Below are 22,912 nucleotides of genomic sequence, written 5' to 3'. Positions count from 1 at the left end.
CAAGTAGGAAGCCGGCCCTCCTGCTTCGCAAGCGACTTATTGTCGGGGTGAGCATTCCAAAAAGGAATGTTTCAGGCGTTCGCCTGTCTGAGTGCCGGCATCGAGCCTGTGCCGATTTCATGGCTCAGCCAGCGCCTGAGCGCCTCGACATGCGGGGATAGCGATCTGTCAGTGCGGGTCACGAGCCAGTAGGATTCGTGGCCCTCGACTTCGACATCCAATACCTGTTTGAGCGCGCCCGTCTGCATCAGCGGCGCGACCATCGATCTGTCCGCCACCGCGACCCCCAGCCCATTGCAGGCCGCTTCGATAACGAGATCGAGCAGGTCGAATTCCAGTCCGCCTTGCGTGTCGGTCTCGGTGAGGCCTGCCGCATCCAGCCAGCGTTGCCAGGTGAGATAACGCTGATCCGCAGAAGCCAGGACATGCAGGAAAGTGAAGCAGGAGAGGTCGATCGCCTCGCCGTCCCGCAGGCCTTCCATGAGATGGGGAGCGCAGACGGCGATATGGCGTTCGGTGAAGAGACGTTCCGAGCGCAGGCTCGGCCACTCGCCGTCCCCGAAGCGGATGGCGCAGTCCAGCATGCCGCGTTCCGAAAGGTTGTCTTCGAGATCGGTGGTGATGCTCAGGTCAACGTCCGGCAGGAAGGCCCTGAGGCTCATCAGGCGCGGCATCAGCCAGCGCTTGGCAAAGGTCGGTGGCACGTTGATCCGGAGACGGCGGAGATTGCTCTTTTCGCGGATGTTCCGAACGGTCATCTCGACGGTGTGGAAGGCGTGCTGCAGCGAGGCGAGCAGTTCGGCGCCCGAGGCGGTCAGCTCCAGGTGATGATGCCTGCGGATGACGAGTGTTTCGCCGAGCTGTTCCTCAAGATTGCGCACCTGGCGGCTGACCGCGCTTTGGGTCAGGTTCAGCAATTCCGCGGCGCGGGTGAAGCTTCGGGTCTGACCGACCACCTCGAAAACCTTCATGGCGGATAGGGCCGGCAGCCGTCTCATGTTCCCTCAATTCCCCTCATTCAGAGTTTCCGACATTAAATCAGAGGGCATAGGCCTGCGCCATGCAGTTCCGACGCGAATGTGTCATGCTTTTCGATATAGCTGGTTGGTGGCGCTGGACGGCCGGTGACACAAGGGTCAAGTCAGTTGCACTTGCGGAGGAATTCACCATGAAAGTCGGCATCGTGGGTGCGGGAATGGTCGGCAGCACGGCGGGATATGCGCTGGCGCTGATGGGGCTTGCAAGCGAGATCGTGCTGATCGACCGCAATGATGCGCTGGCCGTCGCTCAAGCCGAGGATATCGCCCATGCGGTGCCGTTCATGTCGTCGACCGTGGTGAATGCCGGTCAGTACCGGGATCTGGAGGGGGCCGGCGTCGTCATCCTCGCGGCCGGTGTCAGCCAGAAGCCGGGCGAAACGCGCCTTGAGCTTCTCGAACGGAATGCCGCCGTCTTCCGCGCCGTTTTGGCCGAAGTCTTGCCTGTTGTGCCGGATGCAATCCTGCTGATTGCCTCCAATCCTGTCGATATCATGACCCAGATCACCACCCGTCTGTCCGGTATCGATCCGTCTCGCGTCATCGGCTCGGGCACCATTCTCGACACTGCGCGTTTCCGCAGCCTCGTGGGTCGGCATCTCGGGATCTCGCCGCAATCGGTGCATGCCTATGTACTCGGCGAACACGGCGACAGCGAAGTCCTGGCCTGGACCAGTGCGCGGGCCGGCTCCGTCCCGCTCTCCTCGTTTGCGGCGCAGGTCGGCTCGCCGCTTACGGACGAGGTCCGGGCTCAGATCGACGACGGCGTTCGCAATGCTGCCTACAAGATCATCAAAGGCAAGGGATCAACATATTACGGCATCGGTGCCGGGCTCGCCCGCATCGTCAAAGCGATCGCCAGTGATCAGCGAGATGTGCTCTCCGTCTCCATCACGACCTCGGAGGTTGCGGGTGTGCGGGACGTCGCGCTGTCCATCCCCCGTGTAATCGGTGCCGATGGTGTTCTCGCCGACCTGTTTCCAGATCTCGACGACGAGGAATATGCCGCGTTGAACCGCAGCGCGTCGCTTTTGAAGGAACGCGCGGACGCCATTCCTTTGTAGGTCGGGCAACCTATATGATAGGAAGACCGCAGGGGTCAGATTGCGGCTCCCGTCGGACATGCGCCACACAATCGCTGGATATCGCCATGAAGGAAACGCCCCTGACATCCGAGACCCTGGACGACTTCCTCTCGAAGGCGCGCGAAGCTAGCGGATTGTTGAAGGCGCTTTCGCATGAAACGCGCCTCCTGATGCTCTGCATGCTCTGCCAGGGCGAGAAGACCGTCGGCGAGATCGAACAGTTTCTCGGGATTCAGCAGGCAGTCGTCTCCCAGCAACTGGCGCGGCTGAGAGGCGACCAGGTGGTGCAGACCCGCCGCGAGGGGCGGCAGATCTACTACCGTATCGCTGATCCGCAACTCGCCGAACTGATCTCCGTCCTCTACAAGATGTATTGCAGTCCTAAGGCCGCGAACACGAGCGAAGCAGAGGCTCTCGCCGAGGCCTAGCAGCGCGGTGATGATCGAAAAGCGGGCGGGGACATGATCGACAAGTTGGAATTTTTCATCGCGCTCGCCCGCCAGCAGCATTTCGGCCGCGCGGCGGAAGAGTGTGGTGTGACACAGCCGACGCTATCGGCCGGCATCCGTCAACTCGAAGAACAGCTCGGCGTCATGCTCGTGCAGCGCGGATCACGTTTCCTGGGGCTCACGCCGGAAGGCCAGCGGGTACTCGAATGGTCGAGGCGTATCGTCGCCGATACCCGGACCATGCGCGAGGAGATGCGGGCTGCGCGCACGGGTCTTGCGGGCCATATGCGGATTGCGGTGATCCCCACGGCCCTTGCCATGGTGCGCAAGCTGACCGAGCCCTTTCAGAAACGCCACCCTGACGTCACCTTCACCATTCTCTCGCGCAATTCACTGCAGGTTCTCAGCATGCTGGAGGATCTGGAGATCGATGCTGGCATAACCTATCTCGACAACGAGCCTCTCGGGCGCGTGACAAGTGTGCCGCTCTATTCCGAGCGCTATCATCTGATCAGCGCCGCGGGATCTCCACTTTCCGATCGCGAAACCGTCACCTGGAAAGAGGTTGCTGATATCAAGTTATGTCTCTTGACGCCCGACATGCAGAACAGGCGGATCATCAATCTTCACATGTCTGAGGTCGGAGTCACTCCAAAACTGATGCTGGAGTCGAATTCGATGATCGTTCTCTTTTCCCATATCCGCACGGGTCAGTGCGCCTCGATCATGCCGCGTAATGTCGCGGAATCATTCGGTTTTCCGGAAGAAATCCGGATGATCCCGATCACCGAGCCACTTGCAGAGCATTCGGTCGGCCTCGTGGCTGCCTATCGTGAACCGCATACTCCTTTGGTATCAGCCCTTCTGCATGAAGCCCGCGCCCGCGCAACAGCACGAGACTTTGATAGAAATCTTCTATCGTCCGACGGAAGTGCAATATTGACCTGATCGGTCCAACCCACCCATTCTTGACACGACGCAAGTGCAACGGGACTGCGGCAAGCGGTTACGCCGCGCATGGATCCGCTGCAGAAGGTCGTTTGATACGCACGGACCTGGCTGCGTCGGTTTGGGAGGACTGACAATGAACATTCGGGCGATGGTCGATGACGAGGTCTCTCGGATATCCGAGATCATTGATCACTGTCGATCCATGGAAGGGCCGATGCTGCCGATCCTGCACAAGGTGCAGGAGGAGTTCGGTTTCATTCCGGAGTCTGCCAAGCAAATCATTGCCAATGCGCTCAATCTGTCGCGCGCCGAAGTGCATGGCGTCGTCAGCTTCTATCACGATTTTCGCGCTCAACCGGCCGGGCGGCATGTGCTGAAACTCTGTCGGGCCGAGGCTTGCCAGTCGATGGGTGGCGAGCCTCTTGCGGACAGGATCAAGGCAGAACTCGGCATCGACTGGCACGAGACGACATCCGATGGCGCCGTGACGCTGGAACCCGTCTATTGTCTCGGGCTCTGCGCCCAGGCGCCAGCCGCCATGCTAGACGGCGACCTTCATGCGCGTATCGACGAACACTGTCTTGCCGACATTCTGGCGGAGGTGCGCACATGAGCGTCACCGTCTTCGTTCCCCGCGATGCAGCGGCATTGGCTGTTGGCGCAGACAAGGTGGCCTCTGCCATCGAGCGTGAAGCCACAGCCCGCGGCCAGGATGTCACTATCGTCCGTAACGGCTCGCGTGGAATGCTCTGGCTGGAAGTGCTTGTCGAAGTCCGCACGGAGCACGGGCGCATCGCCTATGGCCCGGTCAAGCCGTCGGACGTCGCCTCGCTTTTCGATGCCGGTTTCCTGACAGGTGGAACCCATCACCTCGGCCATGGCCTTACCCATGACATCCCCTTTCTCAAGGGTCAGACGCGCCTCACCTTTGCCCGCTGCGGCGTGACGTACCCTCTCTCTCTGGATGACTACCGCCACTACGAGGGCCTCAAGGGGCTCGCCAATGCCATCGCCATGGCGCCGGCCGAGGTCGTGAAGCAGGTCACCGATAGCGGCCTGCGCGGCCGCGGTGGCGCAGGTTTCCCGACCGGCATCAAGTGGAAGACGGTCGCGGATGCCGCGGCCGACCAGAAATACATCGTCTGCAATGCCGACGAAGGCGACAGCGGCACCTTCGCCGATCGGATGATCATGGAAGGCGATCCCTTCGTTCTGATCGAAGGCATGGCGATTGCCGGCATCGCGGTCGGCGCCACCAAGGGTTATGTCTACACCCGCTCCGAATATCCGCATGCCATCGCCGTAATGGAAGAGGCGATCGCGATTGCCCGGCGCGAGGGGATCCTCGGTGCATCGGTCATGGGCTCGCCTTATGCCTTCGACATGGAAGTGCGCATGGGCGCCGGCGCCTATGTCTGCGGCGAAGAAACCTCGCTGCTGAATTCCCTGGAAGGCAAGCGCGGCATCGTGCGGGCGAAGCCCCCGCTTCCGGCACTCCAGGGCCTGTTCGGCAAGCCGACGGTCGTCAACAACGTTATGTCGCTCGCCTCCATCCCCGTCATCATGGACCGCGGCGCGCAGTTCTACCGGGACTTCGGCGTCGGCCGCTCGCATGGCACGATCCCGATCCAGCTTGCCGGCAATCTCAAGCATGGCGGCCTCTACGAGACTGCCTTCGGCCTGCCGCTTGGCCAGCTGATCAATGAGATCGGCGGCGGCACGATTTCGGGCCGTCCGGTCAAGGCCGTTCAGGTCGGCGGTCCGCTGGGCGCCTATTTCCCGCCTTCGCTGTTCGACACGATCTTCGACTACGAGGCCTTCACCGCCGCCGGCGGACTGATCGGCCATGCCGGCGTCGTCCTGTTCGACGATACGGCCGACATGCTGAAGCAGGCGCGTTTCGCGATGGAATTCTGCGCGATCGAAAGCTGCGGCAAGTGCACGCCTTGCCGCATCGGATCGACGCGTGGTGTCGAGACGGTCGACAAAATCGCCCAAGGCATCGAGCCGGAAAAGAACAAGGTGCTGCTGGAGGATCTCTGCAACACCATGAAGTTCGGCTCGCTGTGCGCGCTCGGTGGTTTCACGCCGTATCCGGTCATGAGTGCCCTGACGCATTTCCCTGAGGATTTCGCACCAACCCCGGTCAGGGAGGCAGCGGAATGAGCGATGCAGCAAAGGTCAAGGGCCCTGCCTCCTACTTCCCGTCGATCGAAAAGACCTATGGAAAGCCTATCCAGCACTGGCAGGACATCGTTCGCCAGCAGCAGGGCAAGACGCATATGCAGATCGTCGCCCTTCTGAAGTCGGACCATGGCCTTGGCCATGGTCATGCCAATGCCATCGTCGCGGCGACGCTCGCCGAGACGAAACCCTGAAGCAGAACTGAACACAGGCCGCGCGGCACGTATCGCAGCGGACAGAATGATCCGGAGGTTTCATGCCCCTCGTTCCAGAAGTCGACTACGGTACGCCCGCCTCCCGCTCCGAAAACATGGTGACACTCACCATCGACGGGCGCGCGATTACGGTGCCCGAGGGAACCTCGATCATGCGCGCCTCGATGGAGGCCGGCATCCAGGTGCCGAAACTCTGCGCCACCGACATGGTCGATGCCTTCGGCTCCTGCCGTCTCTGTCTGATTGAGGTCGAGGGCCGCAACGGCACTCCGGCCTCCTGCACGACGCCGGTCGCGCCGGGCCTCGTCGTGCATACGCAGACGGAACGTCTGAAGGCCATCCGCAAGGGCGTGATGGAGCTCTACATCTCCGACCATCCGCTCGACTGTCTCACCTGTGCCGCCAATGGCGACTGCGAACTCCAGGACATGGCCGGTGCCGTCGGGCTGCGCGATGTGCGTTACGGTTATGAAGGCGAGAACCATGTGAAGGCGCGTTCCACTGAAGGCGGAATGAATGCGCAGTGGATGCCGAAGGACGAGAGCAATCCCTACTTCACCTATGATCCGTCGAAATGCATCGTCTGCTCGCGCTGCGTGCGCGCCTGCGAAGAGGTGCAGGGTACGTTTGCACTGACCATCGAGGGTCGCGGCTTCGACAGCCGCGTGTCGCCCGGTGCGCATGAAGCCTTTCTGTCCTCGGAATGCGTCTCCTGCGGCGCCTGCGTCCAGGCCTGTCCGACCGCCACGCTCACGGAGAAGTCTGTCATCGCCATCGGCCAGCCGGAACATTCGGCCGTCACCACCTGCGCCTATTGCGGCGTCGGCTGTTCGTTCAAGGCCGAGATGCGCGGCGAAGAGCTGGTGCGCATGGTGCCGTGGAAGGACGGGCAGGCCAATCGCGGCCATTCCTGTGTCAAGGGTCGGTTCGCCTATGGTTACGCAAGCCACAAGGACCGCATCCTAAACCCGATGATCCGCGAGAAGATCTCCGATCCCTGGCGCGAAGTGACCTGGGAAGAGGCCTATGCCTACGTCGCTTCCGAATTCCGCCGAATCCAGTACCAGTATGGCCGGGAAGCCATCGGCGGCATCACCTCGTCGCGCTGCACGAATGAAGAGACCTATCTCGTCCAGAAGCTGATCCGCGCCGGCTTCGGTAACAACAATGTCGACACCTGTGCCCGTGTCTGCCATTCGCCGACCGGCTACGGCCTCGGCCAGGCATTCGGCACGTCAGCCGGCACGCAGAATTTCGACAGCGTCGAGCACTCCGACGTCGTCGTTGTCATCGGCGCCAACCCGACCGACGGCCACCCGGTCTTCGGCTCTCGCCTGAAAAAGCGCCTTCGCGAGGGCGCCAAGCTGATCGTGATTGATCCGCGTCGCATCGACTTGGTACGCACGCCGCATGTTGAAGCCGCCTTCCATCTGCCGCTGAAGCCCGGCACCAATGTCGCTGTCATGACGGCCCTTGCCCATGTCATCGTCACAGAAGGCCTGTTCGACGAACGCTTCATCCGCGAACGCTGCGACTGGTCCGAATTCGAGGATTGGGCAGCCTTCGTCTCGGAATCGGAGCACTCTCCGGAAGAGACGCAAAAGTTCACCGGTGTGCCAGCAGCCGAACTGCGCGGTGCCGCCCGCCTGTTCGCCACCGGTGGCAATGGCGCCATCTATTATGGCCTCGGTGTCACCGAACACAGCCAGGGCTCGACCACCGTCATGGCGATCGCGAACCTCGCTATGGTCACCGGCAATATCGGCAGGCCCGGCGTCGGCGTGAACCCGCTGCGCGGGCAGAACAATGTCCAGGGCTCCTGCGACATGGGCTCCTTCCCGCATGAGCTGCCGGGCTATCGTCACGTCTCCGACGATGCGACGCGCGAGACTTTCGAAAAGCTCTGGGGTGTCGAACTCAGCAACGAGCCGGGCCTGCGCATCCCTAACATGCTGGACGCGGCCGTCGATGGCTCCTTCAAGGGCATCTACATCCAGGGCGAGGACATCCTGCAGTCTGACCCGGATACCAAACATGTCTCGGCGGGCCTTGCTGCCATGGAATGCGTGGTCGTGCACGATCTCTTTCTCAACGAGACGGCGAACTATGCCCATGTCTTCCTGCCGGGCTCGACCTTCCTGGAAAAGGACGGCACCTTCACCAATGCCGAGCGCCGCATCAACCGCGTGCGCAAGGTGATGAGCCCGAAAAACGGCTATGCCGACTGGGAAGTCACGCAGAACCTCGCCCAGGCCATGGGGCTTTCCTGGAGTTACACCCATCCGTCGCAGATCATGGACGAGATCGCCGCGACCACGCCAAGCTTTGCCGGTGTCTCCTACGACTACCTCGAGAAGATGGGCTCTGTGCAGTGGCCTTGCAACGAGTCGTTCCCTGTGGGATCGCCGATCATGCATGTCGACGGCTTCGTGCGTGGCAAGGGTAAGTTCATCCGCACGGAGTATGTCGCGACCGACGAACGCACCGGCCCGCGCTTCCCACTGCTGCTGACGACCGGCCGTATCCTTTCCCAGTACAATGTCGGAGCGCAGACTCGGCGTACCGAGAATGTCGTCTGGCACCAGGAGGATCTTCTTGAAATCCATCCGCACGATGCCGAACAGCGTGGCGTCAAGGACGGGGACTGGATCAAGCTCGCCAGCCGCGCGGGCGACACGACGCTCAGGGCGTTGATCACGGATCGTGTGGCGCCGGGTGTCGTCTACACGACCTTCCATCATCCGAACACGCAGGCCAACGTCATCACCACCGACTTCTCCGACTGGGCGACCAATTGCCCGGAGTACAAGGTTACTGCCGTGCAGGTCTCGCCGTCGAACGGTCCGACCGAATGGCAGGAGGAGTATGAGGAACTGAGCCGCCGTTCGCGGCGGATCACCGGCAAGCTGGAAGCGGCGGAATGAGCGATCTGATCGGCTCCACGGCACGCATGGTCGGCGGGCTCAAGGCGAGCCGGGGGCTCGTTTCGAGCAGCAGCCGGCTCGTGCCCGAAGAGGTGCCGATCGCCTTCTCCTATGCCGGCTCCACCCATGCCGTGATGATGGCGACGCCTGCCGATCTCGAGGATTTCGCCGTTGGCTTCTCGCTCGCCGAGGGCATCATCGAGCGTGCCGACGAGGTCGTCGCGATCGAGGCCATAGAGGCCGGCGAGGGGATCGACGTACAGGTGACGCTGAAAGACATGACGGCGGAAGCGCTGATCGCTCGACGCCGACGCATGGCAGGGCCTGTCGGTTGCGGTCTTTGCGGCATCGAGTCGATCGAGCAGGCCACTCGTGCGGTGCGTTCGGTGGGATCAGACCATGTCCGCCTAACCGCACGCGAGATCGCCGATGCCACGTCGATGCTGGCGGCTGCCCAGGATCTCAATCGCCAGACCCGCGCCGTTCATGCCGCCGGCTTCTACTGCCCCCATGAGGGACTGGTTGCCATCCGAGAAGACGTCGGGCGTCACAACGCGCTCGACAAGCTCGCCGGCGCGGTTCTGCTCGGTGGCTGGACTGCCAGCCTCGGCGCGGTTGTCGTCACCAGCCGGCTCTCCGTCGAGATGGTGCAAAAGACGGCGGCTCTCGGGGTCCCGATCTTGATTGCGATCTCCGCACCGACGGCGCTCGCCATTCGCACCGCGACAGCAGCAGGCATCACTCTGATCGGGATTGCCCGCGACGAAGATTTCGAGATCTTTACCCGGCCGGATCGGGTGGCTGAAGGAGTACCGATGCATGTCTGAGACCAGCACCGACGCAAAGCTCGTCCGAATGGCCAACCAGATCGCCACGTTTTTCCTGTCGCAGCCGGAGGCTGTCCGGGTGGACGGCGTTGCCACGCATATCAACAAGTTCTGGGAAACCCGAATGCGCCGTCGCTTCTTCGATATGATCGATGAGCCGGATGCCGGATTCCTGCCGCTGGTCGTCGAGGCTTCGGCCCGGATCAAGCGTCCTGGAGAGCCGGATTCCGCAGCTGTGGGCGTCGGCCAAGAGACCGCCGATGGTGCCCCAGGCGGTAAAGGCGTGGCTGCCGGCGAATCCCTGTCCGAGCCCAGCATCCCTGAGGCGACTGCCTAAATTTCATTTCTTCGAGGGGCAGACCCCCGGTCCCGTTGGTTTTCAGGAGGAGGACGTACTTAAATGACTACTTCAGATGTTAGCGCTGACATGCCGGGCGACGTCGGCATTCTCGACAAGGAAAGAATTATCGCTAAACCGGGGTTCAATCGCTGGCTGGTTCCCCCGGCAGCGCTTGCCATCCACCTGTGTATCGGCATGGCCTATGGTTTCAGCGTGTTCTGGCTTCCGCTCAGCCGGGCGATCGCCAATCCGGATCCGAGCTGCTCGGAGCTCACGCTGATCGGCGCGCTTTTCACCACGGCCTGTAACTGGCGCGTGGCGGATCTGGGCTGGATCTATACGCTCTTCTTCGTCTTTCTCGGTTGCTCCGCCGCCATCTGGGGCGGTTGGCTGGAACGGGTCGGTCCGCGCAAGGCGGCCTTTGTTTCGGCCTGCTGCTGGTGTGGCGGCATTCTCCTCGCAGCGGTCGGCGTGATGACCCATCAACTCTGGCTGATGTGGCTCGGTGCCGGCGTCATCGGCGGCATTGGTCTCGGTCTCGGTTATATCTCGCCAGTCTCGACGCTTATCAAGTGGTTCCCTGATCGTCGTGGCATGGCGACCGGCATGGCGATCATGGGCTTCGGTGGAGGTGCAATGATCGGTGCGCCGCTGGCCAATCTGCTGATGAATGTGTTCAAGACGGATGTGACTGTCGGCGTCTGGCAGACCTTCGTCGTCATGGCGCTCGGCTACTTCGTCTTCATGATGGGGGGCGCCTTCGGCTATCGCATTCCGCCGGCCGGCTGGCGCCCGGAAGGCTGGACGGCGCCTGCCTCCAAGAGCACGATGATCACCACGCGTCACGTGCATCTGCGGGACGCGCACAAGACGCCGCAATTCTGGCTGATCTGGGCGGTCCTCTGCCTCAACGTTTCGGCCGGTATCGGGGTCATCGGCGTCGCTTCGCCCATGCTGCAGGAAATCTTCGCCGGGTCGCTGATCGGCCTGCCGGATCTGACCTTCTCGCAGCTCGATACTGCCCAGAAAGCCCAGATCGCAGCCATTGCTGCGGGCTTCACCGGCCTACTGTCGCTGTTCAACATCGGCGGGCGCTTCTTCTGGGCCTCGATGTCCGACAAGATCGGGCGCAAGAACACTTACTTTTGCTTCTTCATCCTCGGCATCATTCTCTATGCCGCGGCACCCACGCTTGCAGGCCTCGGCTCGAAGGCGATGTTCGTGCTCGCCTTCGGCATCATCCTGTCGATGTATGGCGGGGGCTTCGCGACGATCCCGGCCTATCTCGCCGATATATTCGGAACGCAGTTCGTCGGCGCCATTCATGGGCGGTTGCTGACGGCCTGGGCGACAGCCGGCATCGTCGGTCCTGTTGTGGTCAACTATATCCGCGAAGCGCAGATCACGGCGGGCGTGGCACCGGGACCGGAACTCTACACCGGCACCATGTATATCCTGGCCGGCATGCTGGCGATCGGTCTTGTTGCCAATGCCTTCGTGAAACCCCTGGCGGACAAGTGGTTCATGTCTGATGAGGAAGTGGCAGCGCTCCAGGCAAAGACAGCGGCAGCCGCTGCAGGACCGTCGGGCTCCTTCGGCATCGGCAAGGGTGGCCTCGATACCAAGGCAGCATTGGCCTGGGCCGTGGTCGGTCTTCCGCTTCTTTGGGGCGTCTGGATCACGCTGCGCAACAGCCTCGCGATCTTTGGCTGAGCCGGAACTGCCAAGCAATCGAATTGAGCGAGAGGCGGCTTTCGGGTCGCCTCTCTGCGTAGGAGGATCTGCTCCTCAGTTGAGCCAGAGATGAATGAGGGCGGCTTCCGGCGTTTGCGTCCCGCCGTTTTCGACGCCCGTGCCCCAGAAACCGGCACCGGCCGCATAGGCACCGGGTGACAGACCACCCGCTTCGCATTGGCTGACGGCACGCAGGGCCTTGCCTGATTTCACCGCATCCGAAAGGACCTGGAGGATTTCCGCATCGTTCATCGCGGTTCCGGCGCCGAAGATGCGCAACACGGCACCATCGAGGGTGTCGAGCATCGCCCTCAATGCCTCGGCGGGAATGCCTGGAGACAGCGTGAGAATGGCAAGCTTCCGTTCCTCGAACATCCGCCGTTTCGGTGCGCCGGGCGTGGCCTGCGGCTGGGACCGGAAGGCATCGGCATCGTGGCTGTGATGCTTGACGAGGCCATCTGCGGCCAGAAGCTTGCCGGCGAAGGCGAGGAAGACACCGGGCTCTTGGCTTGCTATGGCCGAGATCGCAAGGTCGAGATTGGTTTCGGCATCGCCCCCGTGACCCAGCGGCAGCATCGAGCCGCAGAGGATCACGCGGCGGTTCTCGCCGGCCAGTGCCTGGCTCAATGCAGCGCCGGAAAAGGCCATGGTATCCGTGCCATGGGTGATGATGACGGCGGCGTCCGGATGGCTTCGGATCGTGTCCAGCATCCTGTTCCAGTGGATGGGGCCGACATCGGCGCTGTCGAGCAATGGATCGAAGACCTCTGCCCTGAGATCCGTGCCCGTCGGCAGCCTTGCGGCGATCGCGTCCTCGACGAGCCCTTTCCGCGGCGCCAGTCCCTCGGGCGTCTCGACCATTCCGATCGTGCCGCCAGTGTGGATCAAAAGCAGTTTCATCGTCTCGACCTCCCAGATGCCCTGCGGTCTGGTAGGCCAGGGCGCAGCGGAGATCAACCGGGTCCTTCAACGCGAAAAGGCAGCGCCTTGAAGCGCTGCCCTTCAAGAATTGAGTGGCCGTTGCGTGATCAGGCGGCCAGATCTTCCAGATCGCTGCCCTTGAACATCTTGGCGAGGTTCAGGAAGCAAATCATGCCGTTCTCGTTGGCGATGATGCCTTCCGAGAAGGTCTTGTCGAAGGAGGCCGAGACTTCCGGAACCGGCTGAACCTGGCTCGACGGGATCGTCAGGATGTCCGAGACGCGGTCGACCAGCATGCCGATGACCATGTTGTGGACTTCGGCGACGACGATGGCCGAACGCTCGTTGGCAACCGTGCTCTTCATGCCGAGCTTGTAAGCGAGGTCAATGATCGGGATGACCGAGCCGCGCAAGTTCATGACACCGATGACGTCTGCCGGTGCATGCGGGATCGGCGTGGACGGTGCCCAGCCGCGGATTTCGCGGATGGTCGTCGTCTTCACGCAGAATTCCTGATCATGAAGCCGGAAGGCGATGATCTCGAGGGTCTCACTGCCGAAGCTGGTGGAGCTGATAGTTGCCATTAGAAATCTTCCCAACCTTCTTGAACCTTAGCGGCAGCTGCGCCACCTGCGGCGCGAGCGACGCTCGCCATGAGCTTGCGTGCGGGCGATGCAACGGGTGAAGCATCGGGTCGCGCTGTGATCACTTTATGTGAAGAGTGTTGCCCAATTCTAAACTGCGCCACGAGTTCACGCAGGGATGCGGCCTGTTTTGCCAGCCTGTGGCTGGCAGCGGTGGATTCCTCGACCATTGCGGCGTTCTGCTGCGTGTTCTGGTCCATGGCGTTGACGGCCTTGTTGATCTCGATCAGCCCCGTGGCCTGTTCGCGGGAGGCTTCGACGATCGCCACGACGTTACGGTTTATGTCCTGGACTTCCGTGACGATCTGCTCAAGCGCCGTGCCGGTCTCGCCGACGAGCTGCACGCCGGTCTTGACCTGATTCGACGAGGTGTTGATCAGGGCCTTGATTTCCTTTGCCGCCTTGGCGGAGCGTTGGGCCAGTTCGCGCACCTCTTGTGCCACGACAGCAAAGCCCTTGCCAGCCTCGCCCGCACGGGCGGCCTCGACGCCGGCATTCAGGGCGAGCAGGTTGGTCTGGAAGGCAATGTCGTCGATGACGCCGATGATATTGGAGATTTCCTTCGAGGAGTTTTCGATCTGGTCCATTGCTTCGATCGCGTTCTTCACGACCCTGCCCGATCTTTCGGCGCCTTCCTTGGTCCGCGCCACCATCTGTCCGGCCTCGTTTGCCCGCTTCGAGCTGTCGGCGACGGTCTGGGTAATCTGCTCGAGTGCCGCTGCCGTTTCCTCGACGGCTGCTGCCTGCTGCTCGGTGCGCTTGGCGAGGCTGTCGGAGGCTTCGCGGATCTGCGACGAGCCGGATGCTATGGCATCCGTGTTGCAACTGACATTCTGCATGGCGGCTGCGACGCGTGCCATGGCCGCGTTGAAGTCTACGCGTATCTTTTCCAGCGAAGGGATGAACGGCTTGTCGATCGTCGCCGTCAGATCACCGTCGGCGAGCGCCGTGAGCCCTCTTGCGATCTCGTCTACGGCATTCACGCGACCGGTGATGTCGGTCGCATACTTCACGACCTTGAAGACACGGCCGCTGGCATCAAAGATTGGATTGTATGAGGCCTGGATCCACACCACCTTGCCGCCCTTGCCGATGCGCTTGAACTCCTGGGCGACGAACTGACCGGCGGCCAGGGTCTTCCAGAAATCGCGATAGGCTTCGGATCGCGCATAGTCGGGTTCGCAAAACATCGAATGGTGTTTTCCGGTGATCTCGCCGAGCGTGTAACCAAGGGTGGAAAGGAAATTCTTGTTGGCCGTGAGGATCTCGCCCGTGGTGGTGAATTCGATCGTCGCCTGGACGCGGCAGATCGCTTCCAGCTTTCCTGCGTCCTCAGCAGACTTCAACTTTGCTGCCGTAATGTCGGTGGCAAACTTGACAATCTTCCAGAGCTTGCCGTTCCTGAAGACAGGATTGTAGGACGCCTGGATCCAGACTTCGCCACCGTCTTTTCGGACCCGCTGATATTCCCGGCTCTCGAACTGGCCCTTGTTCAGCATATTCCAGAATTCGCGATAGTCGGCCGTCGCGGTGTAGGCCGGATCGCAGAAGATCCTATGGTGTTTTCCTTTGATTTCTTCGAGGCCATAACCGAGCGCACGACAGAAATTCTCGTTCGCCGTGATAATGGTGCCATCAGGCTTGAACTCGATCACTGCCTGCGATCGGCTCAAAGCATCAAGGACGGACTTGGATCCGAGCCCCGGAAATGTAACAAGACCCATGAAATTCCCCATAGTGAATCCATGCACCGAAGATCAGCGCAATCCTGGGCGAATATTAGCCGCCTCGGCTTAAGCGATCGTCAATGTCGAGCAATACATGGGCAACTGGTTGGGCGCCAAACGTTCAGCGATCCTCCAGTCTCGGCACGTTTACCTGACGAAACGCAATTGCCGGGATTAAAAGAGATCACATAAGAATTAAAATATAAAACGATATATTGCTTCATCCGCCGCGCGTCGGTCGATCCAGAATGCGTCGGCCGAAGAGACTTGCGGCCAGTTCGACCATAACACGAGCGCTCCGCCCGCGATCGTCGAGGAATGGGTTGAGCTCGACGAGGTCGAGGGAGGAAACGAGGCCGCTGTCATGCAGCAGCTCCATGATGAGATGCGCCTCGCGGAAGGTCGCTCCACCCGGCACGGTCGTGCCCACGCCCGGCGCCACGTCGGGATCGAGGAAGTCGACATCGAGGCTGACATGCAGCAGCGCGCCCGCTTCTCGGACGTCGCCCAGGATACGCTTGACGATGCTGCCCATACCTTCTTCGTCCACCGCCCGCATATCGAAGACGTTCACCGCGTTCTCCCGGATCATGCGGCGCTCTTCTTCGTCGACCGAGCGAATGCCGATCTGGTAGACGTGTTTTGGATCGACGAAAGGTCGATCGGCCGGCAGGATCGGAACGAATTCCGCCTTGCCGCAGAAGAAGGCGACCGGCATGCCGTGGATGTTGCCTGAGGGAGAGGTTTCCGGTGCGTTGAAATCCGAATGGGCGTCCAGCCAAAGGACATAAAGCGGCCGGTCGATCTCCGCTGCATGACGGGCCATGCCGGACACGCTGCCCATGGACAGGCTGTGATCGCCGCCGAGCAGGATCGGAACCGTGCCGTTGCGTGCCGCCGCATAGGTTTCGGCCTCGATTGCGCGGGTGAAGGCGCCGACGATCGGCAAGTGCTTGGCCTCTGCCATCTCCGGAAGGTCCGAGGCCGGGGCAGGGCGCAGGTCGCCGCGGTCATCGACGGCATAGCCGAGTTCGTGCAAAGCTGAGGCGATGCCGGCGATCCTGTAGGCGGCGGGACCCATGGCACACCCACCCCGTCCGGAGCCTTCCTCCAGCGGAATTCCGATGAGCGTCACGGTTTTGGTCTCGGCCTGCATGGGATACCCTTTCCTGAATGTCCTGGCGCATCATCGGCGATTGGCTCGTTGGCAAAAAGATGGAACTTCGCCATAAAGCGCGATAGTTTATGCAAATCGCAACCACAGTATGACGTTTTGACACATGGATGACCTCGACCGTGAAATTCTCGCCGCCCTGCGCCAGAATGCCCGACTGCCCGTCGCGTCTCTTGCGGCGATGACGGGTGCCTCCCGCGCGACGATTTCAGCGCGGATCGAGAGGCTGGTCGCCAATGGTACGATCGCCGCCTTTACCATTCTGACCGGCAGTGAAATCCAGTCGAGCGGCGTTCGCGCGATCGTCATGATCGAGGTCGTGGGCAAGTTCGCGGACCGAGTGGCACATCAGCTGCGCGGCATGCCGCAGGTCAAGTCGCTTCACAGCACCAACGGCCGATGGGATTTCATCGCCGAACTCGAAGCGCGCGACCTCGCGGGTTTCGACGAGGCCTTGCGGCGCATCCGCTTGGTCGAGGGGATCAATCTAACGGAATCGAGCATTCTGCTGAAGACGAGCAAGATCGGCTGAGATTGCCGCTTAGTCCGCCCCAATCTCCCGTCAGTATTCCTTCTCGTAGAAGATGCCGCCACCGGCTCCTTCGCCACCGGCCTCCCCCTTCAACTTCACGCCGCGGCCGATGTCGAGGTTGATGACGGCCTTGGCACCGCCGGCGCCGCTCTGCTGCAGCTCGATATAGGTGCGGTCGTTGAGATATTTTCCGGCGCTGATGCTGGTGCCGCCGGTTTCGTCCGTGGAGATGTCGAGATCGTCGATACCGAGCGTGTTGCGCAGCGACTGGAACAGCGAGGTGCCGCGACCGCCGGCGAGCTGAGCGGCCGCATCGGCAAGCTGCGCGATCTGCAGGGGCGAGAGCCGCGAGAGAGACTGGCCGAAGATGAGCTGCGCCAGGATTTCGTCCTGGGGCAGGGAGGGGGTCGAGCTGAAGCTCACCTGCGGATTGCTCGCGAGCCCCGTCAGCAGAATGACGATGGTGGCATTGCCAGAGGTTGTCGTCGCTTCGAGATCGAGCAACGGCACGAGGTCGCCCCCGAAGGTGATGGTGGCCCGTGTGATGTCGAGGCGCTTCGTCAGGATCTGCATTCGGCCGCGCCTAAGATCGAAGGCACCGGAAACCACGGGGGCTGCAGCCGTACCAGTCAGAGCGATCGTCCCGCCCAGCTCTGCGTCGATGCCACGTCCGCGCACGAATGTCTGCGTCGGCGAAGAAATCGTCAGATCCAGCGCAATCGGCGCACTCGAGGAGCGGCCTTCCGATGGCTTCTGGTCCCTCTGCTGGCGAAGGATCGCCGGGGGCGCGTTAAGGTGCACGATATCGAGCTCCCGCAAACTTGCGGGCTTGCTTTCCGAAAGAGTGATCGAGGTGCGTGACAGATTGATACTCCCCGCGAGCCTCGGGCCGTTCAGCAGCGGCCCGGTCAGGGTGAGTTGACCGTCCGCCGTGCTGGTAACGGTGTCGCCGTCGACATAGACCGCCTGGTCGAGGTCGATTGTCAGATCTGCGGGAAGGCCGGGCGCCGTGATGTCGATAAAGCCACGGGCAGACACCCTGCCGCCCGATGCGAGATTGCCGGTCAGGCTGCCTATCTCGGCGCGGGTGCCTGTCAGGTTCACCGTCGTCGCGATCTGTTCGATCGCAAGATTGCGCCGCACGTCGATGACGCGCGCGCCGCTGGTCGATACCGTGCCGGTGATGCTCGGGGCAGAGCCGGAGCCGCCGATCGTCAGGTTCACAGTGGCATTGCCTTCGGCGACGAAGCCCTGGGCTCCGAGCTGGCCATTGGCCGCAGACAAGGGAACGTCGCCCTGGATTCGGATGTCGAGCCCCGGGCCGTTCTGCAGGGATAGATTGCCGCCTGCGGTGAGGCCGATCCCGCCGCCGTTGATCTGGCTGTCGAGAGTGACGTTCTGGTTTTCGAAACGTCCGCTTGCCGTAATGCCGAAGGGTGCGAGCCCCGCGCCGCGGGTCTGGGCGATGGCTGCGCCCTGCCAGTCGAGATCATAGTCCGCGGTTGGTGCCGCCGTCGTGCCGCCGACGCGGACAGTACCAGAAATGGTTCCTTCGGGAGCAATGGTGGGCGCAAAGGGTGCCGCGAGAGAGGCAGGCAGGGCTCGGAGATCGACGGCAAGGTCGAGCCGGTCGCCGACCGTTCCAGAAAGGGCGACTCGGCCTGAGCCAGCGGAAATTACTGTCTCAGCGATCGAGACAGTGCCATCTGCCAGGCGTATCGAGGTTGGCGCGGTGAGGGCGAGCGCGATGCCGCGTGGCGTGGCGCGCAGTTCCTCGACGGCGACCGAGAGGTCCTCGTTGCCCTGGGTCAATGCACCCCGCACGACCACTGGGGCGTTGTCGTAGCGTCCGGCGAGGTTGAAGTCGGTGTCGGTGCCGGATCGAGTAAAATCGAGCGCGACCGTTTCCAGCCGATTTGCGCCGGACGCAATTTCGGATGCCGTGACACTGCCTTCTGCCGCCAGTGCTGCGACGTCGGACACGGTCAGGTCGATGTGCGGCTCGCTGACCGTGACATTGCCCTGACTGATCGCCGTGCCGGAGGCTTCGACATCGGCTGCAATTCGTCCCTGCTGGGATCGAATGGCGACCTCGCCCTTGAGATCGCCACCCACCGTCTGGCCGGCGAGTGCGGCGAGCAGGCTGATATCGGGGAAGTCGAAGGACACATCGCCGGTCGGCAGAAGGTCCTGTCCGAGATCGAGTGCCCCGGTCAGGCGGTTCGGGCCGATGGCGACATCGAGAGCATCGACCCGTGTCCTGCCGTCCGCGCTTACAACTTGTGCCTTGGCGTCGAGCGGCTTTCCATCGATCTGGCCGCTGACGGTCAGGTTGCCGCTGGGTGCATCCCGATTGACCACGCCATCGATCTGTAGCGCGACATCCTCGATCCGGTAGCCGGCTGCTTCGCCTTGCTCGATGGCCAGATTGATCGTCGCATCCATCGAGTCCATGGGTCCCGAGGCGGAGAGGTTGAAGGAGGCGGGTGCCCGGATGCGCTCGACGAAGAGGCCGAGGTCGCGAAGCTGCCCTGTGAGATCGGCCGCAACAACGCCTTCCTGGTCGAGGCTCAGCGAGCCTTCCGCCTGGGCGATGTCGGTGGACAGAACGATCTCTCGGAGGGCAATCGCGCGCGGTGCGACGAAATCGACGCGGGCCGAGAGATCGACTGGTCCCTGCAAACGGCTTGCCAGTGCGGCTGGCAACAGATCAGGTGCGGCCTGTACCGCGAGACGGCCGGAGAAGCCGTTGGTATCGAGGGCGTATTGGCCGGAGCCCTGCAGATCGAGGCCATTGCTGTCGAAGACCAGTTGCTCGAAGGCGATGGCTTCGCTGGAGATGGTGAGCGGTGCTATCAGGGTAAGGGGACCGCGAACATAAGGCCGGATGGCGGCGTCGGTGATGTCGGTGCCCTGCACAGAAACGCCGAGGTTCACAGGGCCCTGACGGTTGGAAAGGTCGAAGCTGTCACTCTCGGCGGTCAACTTGACGTCCGACAACGTGCCCTGCGGAACGGTGAGTTCCGCCAGATCGGCGCTCAGCGACAGGGCTGCGGCTGCGGCCTGTCCGTTGAGGGTGAGGTCCAGGTTTCTCAGCTTCAGACCTCCGGTGAAGTCTCCCGATCGAGTGGTGATGCCGACTGGTTCGCCGGTCGCCCGGGCCGCCAGGCGAATGTCGTTTTCACCATTCGGATCGTAGCGCCCGGCAGCCGTCACCTCGGCGGAGGCTGTTTCGAACCGGCCTCTCTCGATCGCGATCGATCCGTCCGTGCCGAGTGTCGCCGCCACGTCGATGGTGGTTTCGCCGGCAAAGATGTCCCGTAGCTCCGGTGGCATCAGGCCAGAAAACTGGCCTCCACCTGCAGCTGTCACTGTCCGGGTCCCCTCCGCCTCGAGACGGTGGGTCGCGTCGACCGTGATCGTTCGTTCACCGTCGAGCGAAGCGATGATTTCGCCGGCCCAGTTGTCGAGCGGACCGTCACCGTCGATTTCGATCGCCAGCGCCGGCTGGCCGGGCAATTGCAGCTGTTGGCCGAGCAGGCCGGCGGCCGGTTCCTGGTAGTCGAGATTGATGCGCAGCTGGTTGTCGTTCGGCGCGTAGAGCAGATCGACTACGGCATTGTTGCCGGGCTCATCCAGCCGGGTCGCAGTCAACCGGCTGCCGATCGTGTCGCCGACGATCTGCAGCGAACCCTGCGCTGAGAGCGCGAAGTCGCGTTCGGCGAGTGCTGCGCCGATTTCGATCGAGGGTAGGTCGATGGTGGCAATGTCGATTTCGACCGGGAGCGAGAAAGGTTCGTCCGTTTCCGGCTCCTGTTCCGCAGACGGCAGAGGTGGACGGCTGACTGTCACCCGCCGAGCAGAAATGCGGTCTGCCGTGAACCGCTTGCGGATCAGGTCCCGAGGTGTCCAGTCGAGTGCGAGATCCTCGATCGAGGCATAGACGCCCTGGCTGTCGGAGACCGTGATGCGTTCCACGGAGAATTCGCTGCTGAGCAGGGGGCCGGTTCCGCTCAAGGTGATCTGGCGATTGTCCGTGGAGACCACTGCGGCGATGCGGTCTGCCATGAACTGGCTGCCGGTGCGCGAAAAGCCGCCCACCAGGATTACCACGACGAAGAGCGCAATGAGCACCGCCACGAGGCCGCCCAAGAGACGGAGCGTCCAGGTCAGGATGCGCTTCAACCAGATCATGCTTTCAATCGTCCTGTCTTGCGCCGTCAGAAGCTCTGGCCGATGCCGGCATAAATGGCATAACGGCTGCCGCCATCATAAGGATCCAGCGGCACTGCCACATCCAGTCGCAAGGGACCGAAGGGTGTCATATAGCGCAGCCCGACGCCTGCACCCATCTTGATGTCATTGAAATCGGGCACGGTGTTGTCCGTGACGGTGCCGATATCGAGAAATGGCACGATGCCGATCGTATCCGTCACATTGATGCGGGCTTCCAGATTGGCCGTTACATAGGAGCGGCCGCCGGTGCCTTCGTCTGCGGCGCTGTAGGGCGTGATCTCCTGGAAGGCGTAGCCGCGTACCGAGCCGCCGCCGCCGGAGAAGAAGCGCCGTGTCGCCGGGATGGCGGAGAGATCTCCGCCGCCGATCAGGGAGCCAGCGCTCAGGCGACCGGCGAGCACGAAACGATCCTCCTCGCCGAAGCCGAAATAGGCCGAGATCGAGCCTTCTAGCGAGGTGAAGAAGGTCTGACCAAAGAAGTCGTAGCTCGGGGTCAGCGTCACCGTGCCGTAATGGCCCTCGGTCGCATTCAGCCGGTTGTCACGGGTGTCTCTGATGTAGCCGATCGGCACGCCGAAGGTCAGGTATTCGTTGTCATCGCCGAAGGCGTCGTCGATGCTGTCATAGGCCAGCGAAACGCCGGCGCTGACGGTATCGAAATCGCTCAGTTCATAGGCGTAGGACACCTTACCTGTAAAAGTGGCTGCGTCGTAAAAATCGGTTTCGAGCGTGCTGCCCTTGATGCTCGCTTCCAGCGTTCCGGAAGGAACGAAGGCACCGGGCTTGATGAAGGTTATCCCGGCCGTGTAGTCGAGCGAGGAGACGTCGCTGACATTCTCGAGTTCGCCGAGGCCACGCACCGCACCTTCGATCCGGAGTGATTCCGCCTCGCCGAAGAGATTGCGATGGCCCCAATAGCCTTCGATGCCGCCGCCGTCGACGGACGAGTAACTTGCGCCGATGCCGAAATAGCGGTGTTTTCCTTCGGAGACGACGATACCCACAGGGAGTGATCCGTCCGCTTCGAGGCTCTCTGTCTCATTGACCGTGACCGACGAGAAGACACCGAGCGTCCGCAGGCGTTCACCGGCCTTGCGTAGCTGCTCGGGCGAATAGGTCTGACCGGGCCTGAGGCGGGAGTAATAGGCGATGAATTCGGAGTCTACCGACCGTGCGCCCTTCACCGTCACTGCACCGAGAGGTGCCACGGGGCCTGCTTCGACTGCAATCGTCAGATCAACCGTCTGTGTCTCGTGGTCGGCGACGACGTCGCGCCGCGTCACGGCAGTCAGTGGCCGCCCTTCTTCCTTGAGTTGCAGGGCTATTGCCTCGGCTGCCTTCAAAATCGTCAGCGATCCTGCCTTGTCCCCGCGCACGAGATCGAACTCGGCGGGATCGAGCCGCGCGGCATCACCCTCCAGGCGCACATCGCCCAGTGTGAATGTCGGTCCCGGCTGGACGGTGATAGAGACGGGCACCGGGCGCGAACGGTCGAAGGTCGGATTGGGTGGCAGGCTGTCGAGGTCCTGGCCGTCGATGGTGACGGTGACGATGCCGCCATAGAGAGCGTTTTCGTAGAGGGTGGCAATCAGCCTGTCGCGGTCGTCGCGCGCCTTGATGACAAGGCCGAGATCGCCGGACACAGGCTGTTCCTCGTCGGCCACCAGCAGCGACGTGCGCTCGAGTGATTTGCTCAGCGCGCGATCAGCATCACCAGTGTCCAGCGTGATGGCATAGTCGACGGGATCGATGATGTCGCGGTCGACCTCGTCGCCGCCGAACAGGCGAATGCCGAAGATCTCGAAGGCATGAGCCTGCGATGCGATCCCGACGGATAACGGGCTCACAACGGTCAGAGCAAGTCCGAGCCGGAACGCATGACTAAACTTCGGCAATATCCATCCACTCGGTCTTGGCATTTCGCTTTCATCG

General features: G+C 62.1%; 18 protein-coding genes. 11 read left to right on the top strand and 7 right to left on the bottom strand.

All coding sequences use genetic code 11. The features are described from left to right. Positions 1–71 precede the first annotated feature (71 nt). Entirely contained in the window at positions 72–998 is a 927-nt protein-coding gene (locus E9677_RS19640) for a LysR substrate-binding domain-containing protein (protein ID WP_235883041.1), read from the bottom strand. 170 nt (positions 999–1,168) lie between these two features. On the opposite strand from E9677_RS19640, the gene E9677_RS19635 reads away from it, so the two are divergent. The 10 genes from E9677_RS19635 to E9677_RS19590 all read left to right on the top strand — a co-directional run bounded on the left by E9677_RS19635 (position 1,169) and on the right by E9677_RS19590 (position 11,725). Next, the gene (locus tag E9677_RS19635) at positions 1,169–2,101 is read left to right on the top strand and encodes an L-lactate dehydrogenase (protein ID WP_136559758.1); all 933 of its coding nucleotides are present in this window, start codon (positions 1,169–1,171) and stop codon (positions 2,099–2,101) included. 86 nt (positions 2,102–2,187) lie between these two features. Further along, the gene (locus E9677_RS19630; RefSeq protein ID WP_136559757.1) at positions 2,188–2,550 is read left to right on the top strand and encodes an ArsR/SmtB family transcription factor; all 363 of its coding nucleotides are present in this window, start codon (positions 2,188–2,190) and stop codon (positions 2,548–2,550) included. 33 nt (positions 2,551–2,583) lie between these two features. Beyond that, a complete protein-coding gene (locus tag E9677_RS19625) occupies positions 2,584–3,519 on the top strand; it encodes a LysR family transcriptional regulator (protein WP_136559756.1) in 936 nt (311 codons plus the stop codon). A gap of 136 nt (positions 3,520–3,655) precedes the next feature. Continuing rightward, entirely contained in the window at positions 3,656–4,135 is a 480-nt protein-coding gene (locus tag E9677_RS19620; RefSeq protein WP_136559755.1) for a formate dehydrogenase subunit gamma, read from the top strand. Then, positions 4,132–5,688 carry a formate dehydrogenase beta subunit gene (locus E9677_RS19615; RefSeq protein WP_136559754.1) on the top strand — a complete coding sequence of 519 codons (1,557 nt, stop codon included), beginning with the start codon at positions 4,132–4,134 and terminating at the stop codon, positions 5,686–5,688. The genes E9677_RS19620 and E9677_RS19615 overlap by 4 nt, the downstream gene beginning before the upstream one ends. Then, positions 5,685–5,900, top strand: coding sequence for a DUF4287 domain-containing protein (locus tag E9677_RS19610; protein ID WP_136559753.1), 216 nt, complete (start codon positions 5,685–5,687; stop codon positions 5,898–5,900). The genes E9677_RS19615 and E9677_RS19610 overlap by 4 nt, the downstream gene beginning before the upstream one ends. A gap of 62 nt (positions 5,901–5,962) precedes the next feature. Next, entirely contained in the window at positions 5,963–8,845 is a 2,883-nt protein-coding gene (fdhF, locus tag E9677_RS19605) for a formate dehydrogenase subunit alpha (protein ID WP_136559752.1), read from the top strand. A gap of 26 nt (positions 8,846–8,871) precedes the next feature. Then, entirely contained in the window at positions 8,872–9,672 is an 801-nt protein-coding gene (fdhD, locus tag E9677_RS19600) for a formate dehydrogenase accessory sulfurtransferase FdhD (RefSeq protein WP_408014758.1), read from the top strand. Beyond that, a complete protein-coding gene (locus E9677_RS19595; RefSeq protein WP_136559750.1) occupies positions 9,665–10,009 on the top strand; it encodes a formate dehydrogenase subunit delta in 345 nt (114 codons plus the stop codon). The genes fdhD and E9677_RS19595 overlap by 8 nt, the downstream gene beginning before the upstream one ends. A 63-nt stretch (positions 10,010–10,072) precedes the next feature. Beyond that, entirely contained in the window at positions 10,073–11,725 is a 1,653-nt protein-coding gene (locus E9677_RS19590; RefSeq protein ID WP_136559749.1) for an OFA family MFS transporter, read from the top strand. 75 nt (positions 11,726–11,800) lie between these two features. Here E9677_RS19590 and E9677_RS19585 read toward each other — a convergent pair whose 3' ends face one another. The 4 genes from E9677_RS19585 to rocF all read right to left on the bottom strand — a co-directional run bounded on the left by E9677_RS19585 (position 11,801) and on the right by rocF (position 16,194). After that, positions 11,801–12,646: an asparaginase domain-containing protein gene (locus tag E9677_RS19585; protein WP_136559748.1), complete on the bottom strand. Its 846-nt coding sequence runs from the start codon at positions 12,644–12,646 to the stop codon at positions 11,801–11,803. Positions 12,647–12,774: 128 nt separating this feature from the next. Beyond that, positions 12,775–13,251 (bottom strand): chemotaxis protein CheW, encoded by a 477-nt coding sequence (locus E9677_RS19580; protein WP_006724495.1) that lies wholly within the window; start codon positions 13,249–13,251, stop codon positions 12,775–12,777. After that, entirely contained in the window at positions 13,251–15,035 is a 1,785-nt protein-coding gene (locus tag E9677_RS19575) for a methyl-accepting chemotaxis protein (protein ID WP_136559747.1), read from the bottom strand. The genes E9677_RS19580 and E9677_RS19575 overlap by 1 nt, the downstream gene beginning before the upstream one ends. Before the next feature lie 223 nt (positions 15,036–15,258). Next, positions 15,259–16,194, bottom strand: a complete 936-nt coding sequence (rocF, locus tag E9677_RS19570) for an arginase (RefSeq protein WP_136559746.1) — start codon at positions 16,192–16,194, stop codon at positions 15,259–15,261. 124 nt (positions 16,195–16,318) lie between these two features. On the opposite strand from rocF, the gene E9677_RS19565 reads away from it, so the two are divergent. Next, positions 16,319–16,744, top strand: a complete 426-nt coding sequence (locus E9677_RS19565) for an Lrp/AsnC family transcriptional regulator (RefSeq protein WP_136559745.1) — start codon at positions 16,319–16,321, stop codon at positions 16,742–16,744. 30 nt (positions 16,745–16,774) lie between these two features. Here E9677_RS19565 and E9677_RS19560 read toward each other — a convergent pair whose 3' ends face one another. Together E9677_RS19560 and E9677_RS19555 are read right to left on the bottom strand one after the other, a co-directional pair. Continuing rightward, positions 16,775–20,938, bottom strand: coding sequence for a translocation/assembly module TamB domain-containing protein (locus E9677_RS19560; protein WP_136559744.1), 4,164 nt, complete (start codon positions 20,936–20,938; stop codon positions 16,775–16,777). A 26-nt stretch (positions 20,939–20,964) separates the two neighbouring features. Then, positions 20,965–22,899 (bottom strand): autotransporter assembly complex protein TamA, encoded by a 1,935-nt coding sequence (locus tag E9677_RS19555; RefSeq protein ID WP_136559743.1) that lies wholly within the window; start codon positions 22,897–22,899, stop codon positions 20,965–20,967. Positions 22,900–22,912 lie beyond the last annotated feature (13 nt).

It is taken from the genome of Peteryoungia rhizophila, from assembly GCF_004912145.1.
GTDB lineage: Bacteria > Pseudomonadota > Alphaproteobacteria > Rhizobiales > Rhizobiaceae > Allorhizobium > Allorhizobium rhizophilum.
Note: the sequence above shows the minus strand (reverse complement) of the source record. Positions and strands in the feature narration are given on the sequence as shown.

What these genes read in the sequence shown, in the direction of transcription:
- E9677_RS19640 (WP_235883041.1), bottom strand. Translation starts at nt 998, where the DNA reads ATGAGACGGCTGCCGGCCCTATCCGCCATGAAGGTTTTCGAGGTGGTC.
- E9677_RS19635 (WP_136559758.1), top strand. Translation starts at nt 1,169, where the DNA reads ATGAAAGTCGGCATCGTGGGTGCGGGAATGGTCGGCAGCACGGCGGGA.
- E9677_RS19630 (WP_136559757.1), top strand. Translation starts at nt 2,188, where the DNA reads ATGAAGGAAACGCCCCTGACATCCGAGACCCTGGACGACTTCCTCTCG.
- E9677_RS19625 (WP_136559756.1), top strand. Translation starts at nt 2,584, where the DNA reads ATGATCGACAAGTTGGAATTTTTCATCGCGCTCGCCCGCCAGCAGCAT.
- E9677_RS19620 (WP_136559755.1), top strand. Translation starts at nt 3,656, where the DNA reads ATGAACATTCGGGCGATGGTCGATGACGAGGTCTCTCGGATATCCGAG.
- E9677_RS19615 (WP_136559754.1), top strand. Translation starts at nt 4,132, where the DNA reads ATGAGCGTCACCGTCTTCGTTCCCCGCGATGCAGCGGCATTGGCTGTT.
- E9677_RS19610 (WP_136559753.1), top strand. Translation starts at nt 5,685, where the DNA reads ATGAGCGATGCAGCAAAGGTCAAGGGCCCTGCCTCCTACTTCCCGTCG.
- fdhF (WP_136559752.1), top strand. Translation starts at nt 5,963, where the DNA reads ATGCCCCTCGTTCCAGAAGTCGACTACGGTACGCCCGCCTCCCGCTCC.
- fdhD (WP_408014758.1), top strand. Translation starts at nt 8,872, where the DNA reads ATGGTCGGCGGGCTCAAGGCGAGCCGGGGGCTCGTTTCGAGCAGCAGC.
- E9677_RS19595 (WP_136559750.1), top strand. Translation starts at nt 9,665, where the DNA reads ATGTCTGAGACCAGCACCGACGCAAAGCTCGTCCGAATGGCCAACCAG.
- E9677_RS19590 (WP_136559749.1), top strand. Translation starts at nt 10,073, where the DNA reads ATGACTACTTCAGATGTTAGCGCTGACATGCCGGGCGACGTCGGCATT.
- E9677_RS19585 (WP_136559748.1), bottom strand. Translation starts at nt 12,646, where the DNA reads ATGAAACTGCTTTTGATCCACACTGGCGGCACGATCGGAATGGTCGAG.
- E9677_RS19580 (WP_006724495.1), bottom strand. Translation starts at nt 13,251, where the DNA reads ATGGCAACTATCAGCTCCACCAGCTTCGGCAGTGAGACCCTCGAGATC.
- E9677_RS19575 (WP_136559747.1), bottom strand. Translation starts at nt 15,035, where the DNA reads ATGGGTCTTGTTACATTTCCGGGGCTCGGATCCAAGTCCGTCCTTGAT.
- rocF (WP_136559746.1), bottom strand. Translation starts at nt 16,194, where the DNA reads ATGCAGGCCGAGACCAAAACCGTGACGCTCATCGGAATTCCGCTGGAG.
- E9677_RS19565 (WP_136559745.1), top strand. Translation starts at nt 16,319, where the DNA reads ATGGATGACCTCGACCGTGAAATTCTCGCCGCCCTGCGCCAGAATGCC.
- E9677_RS19560 (WP_136559744.1), bottom strand. Translation starts at nt 20,938, where the DNA reads ATGATCTGGTTGAAGCGCATCCTGACCTGGACGCTCCGTCTCTTGGGC.
- E9677_RS19555 (WP_136559743.1), bottom strand. Translation starts at nt 22,899, where the DNA reads ATGCCAAGACCGAGTGGATGGATATTGCCGAAGTTTAGTCATGCGTTC.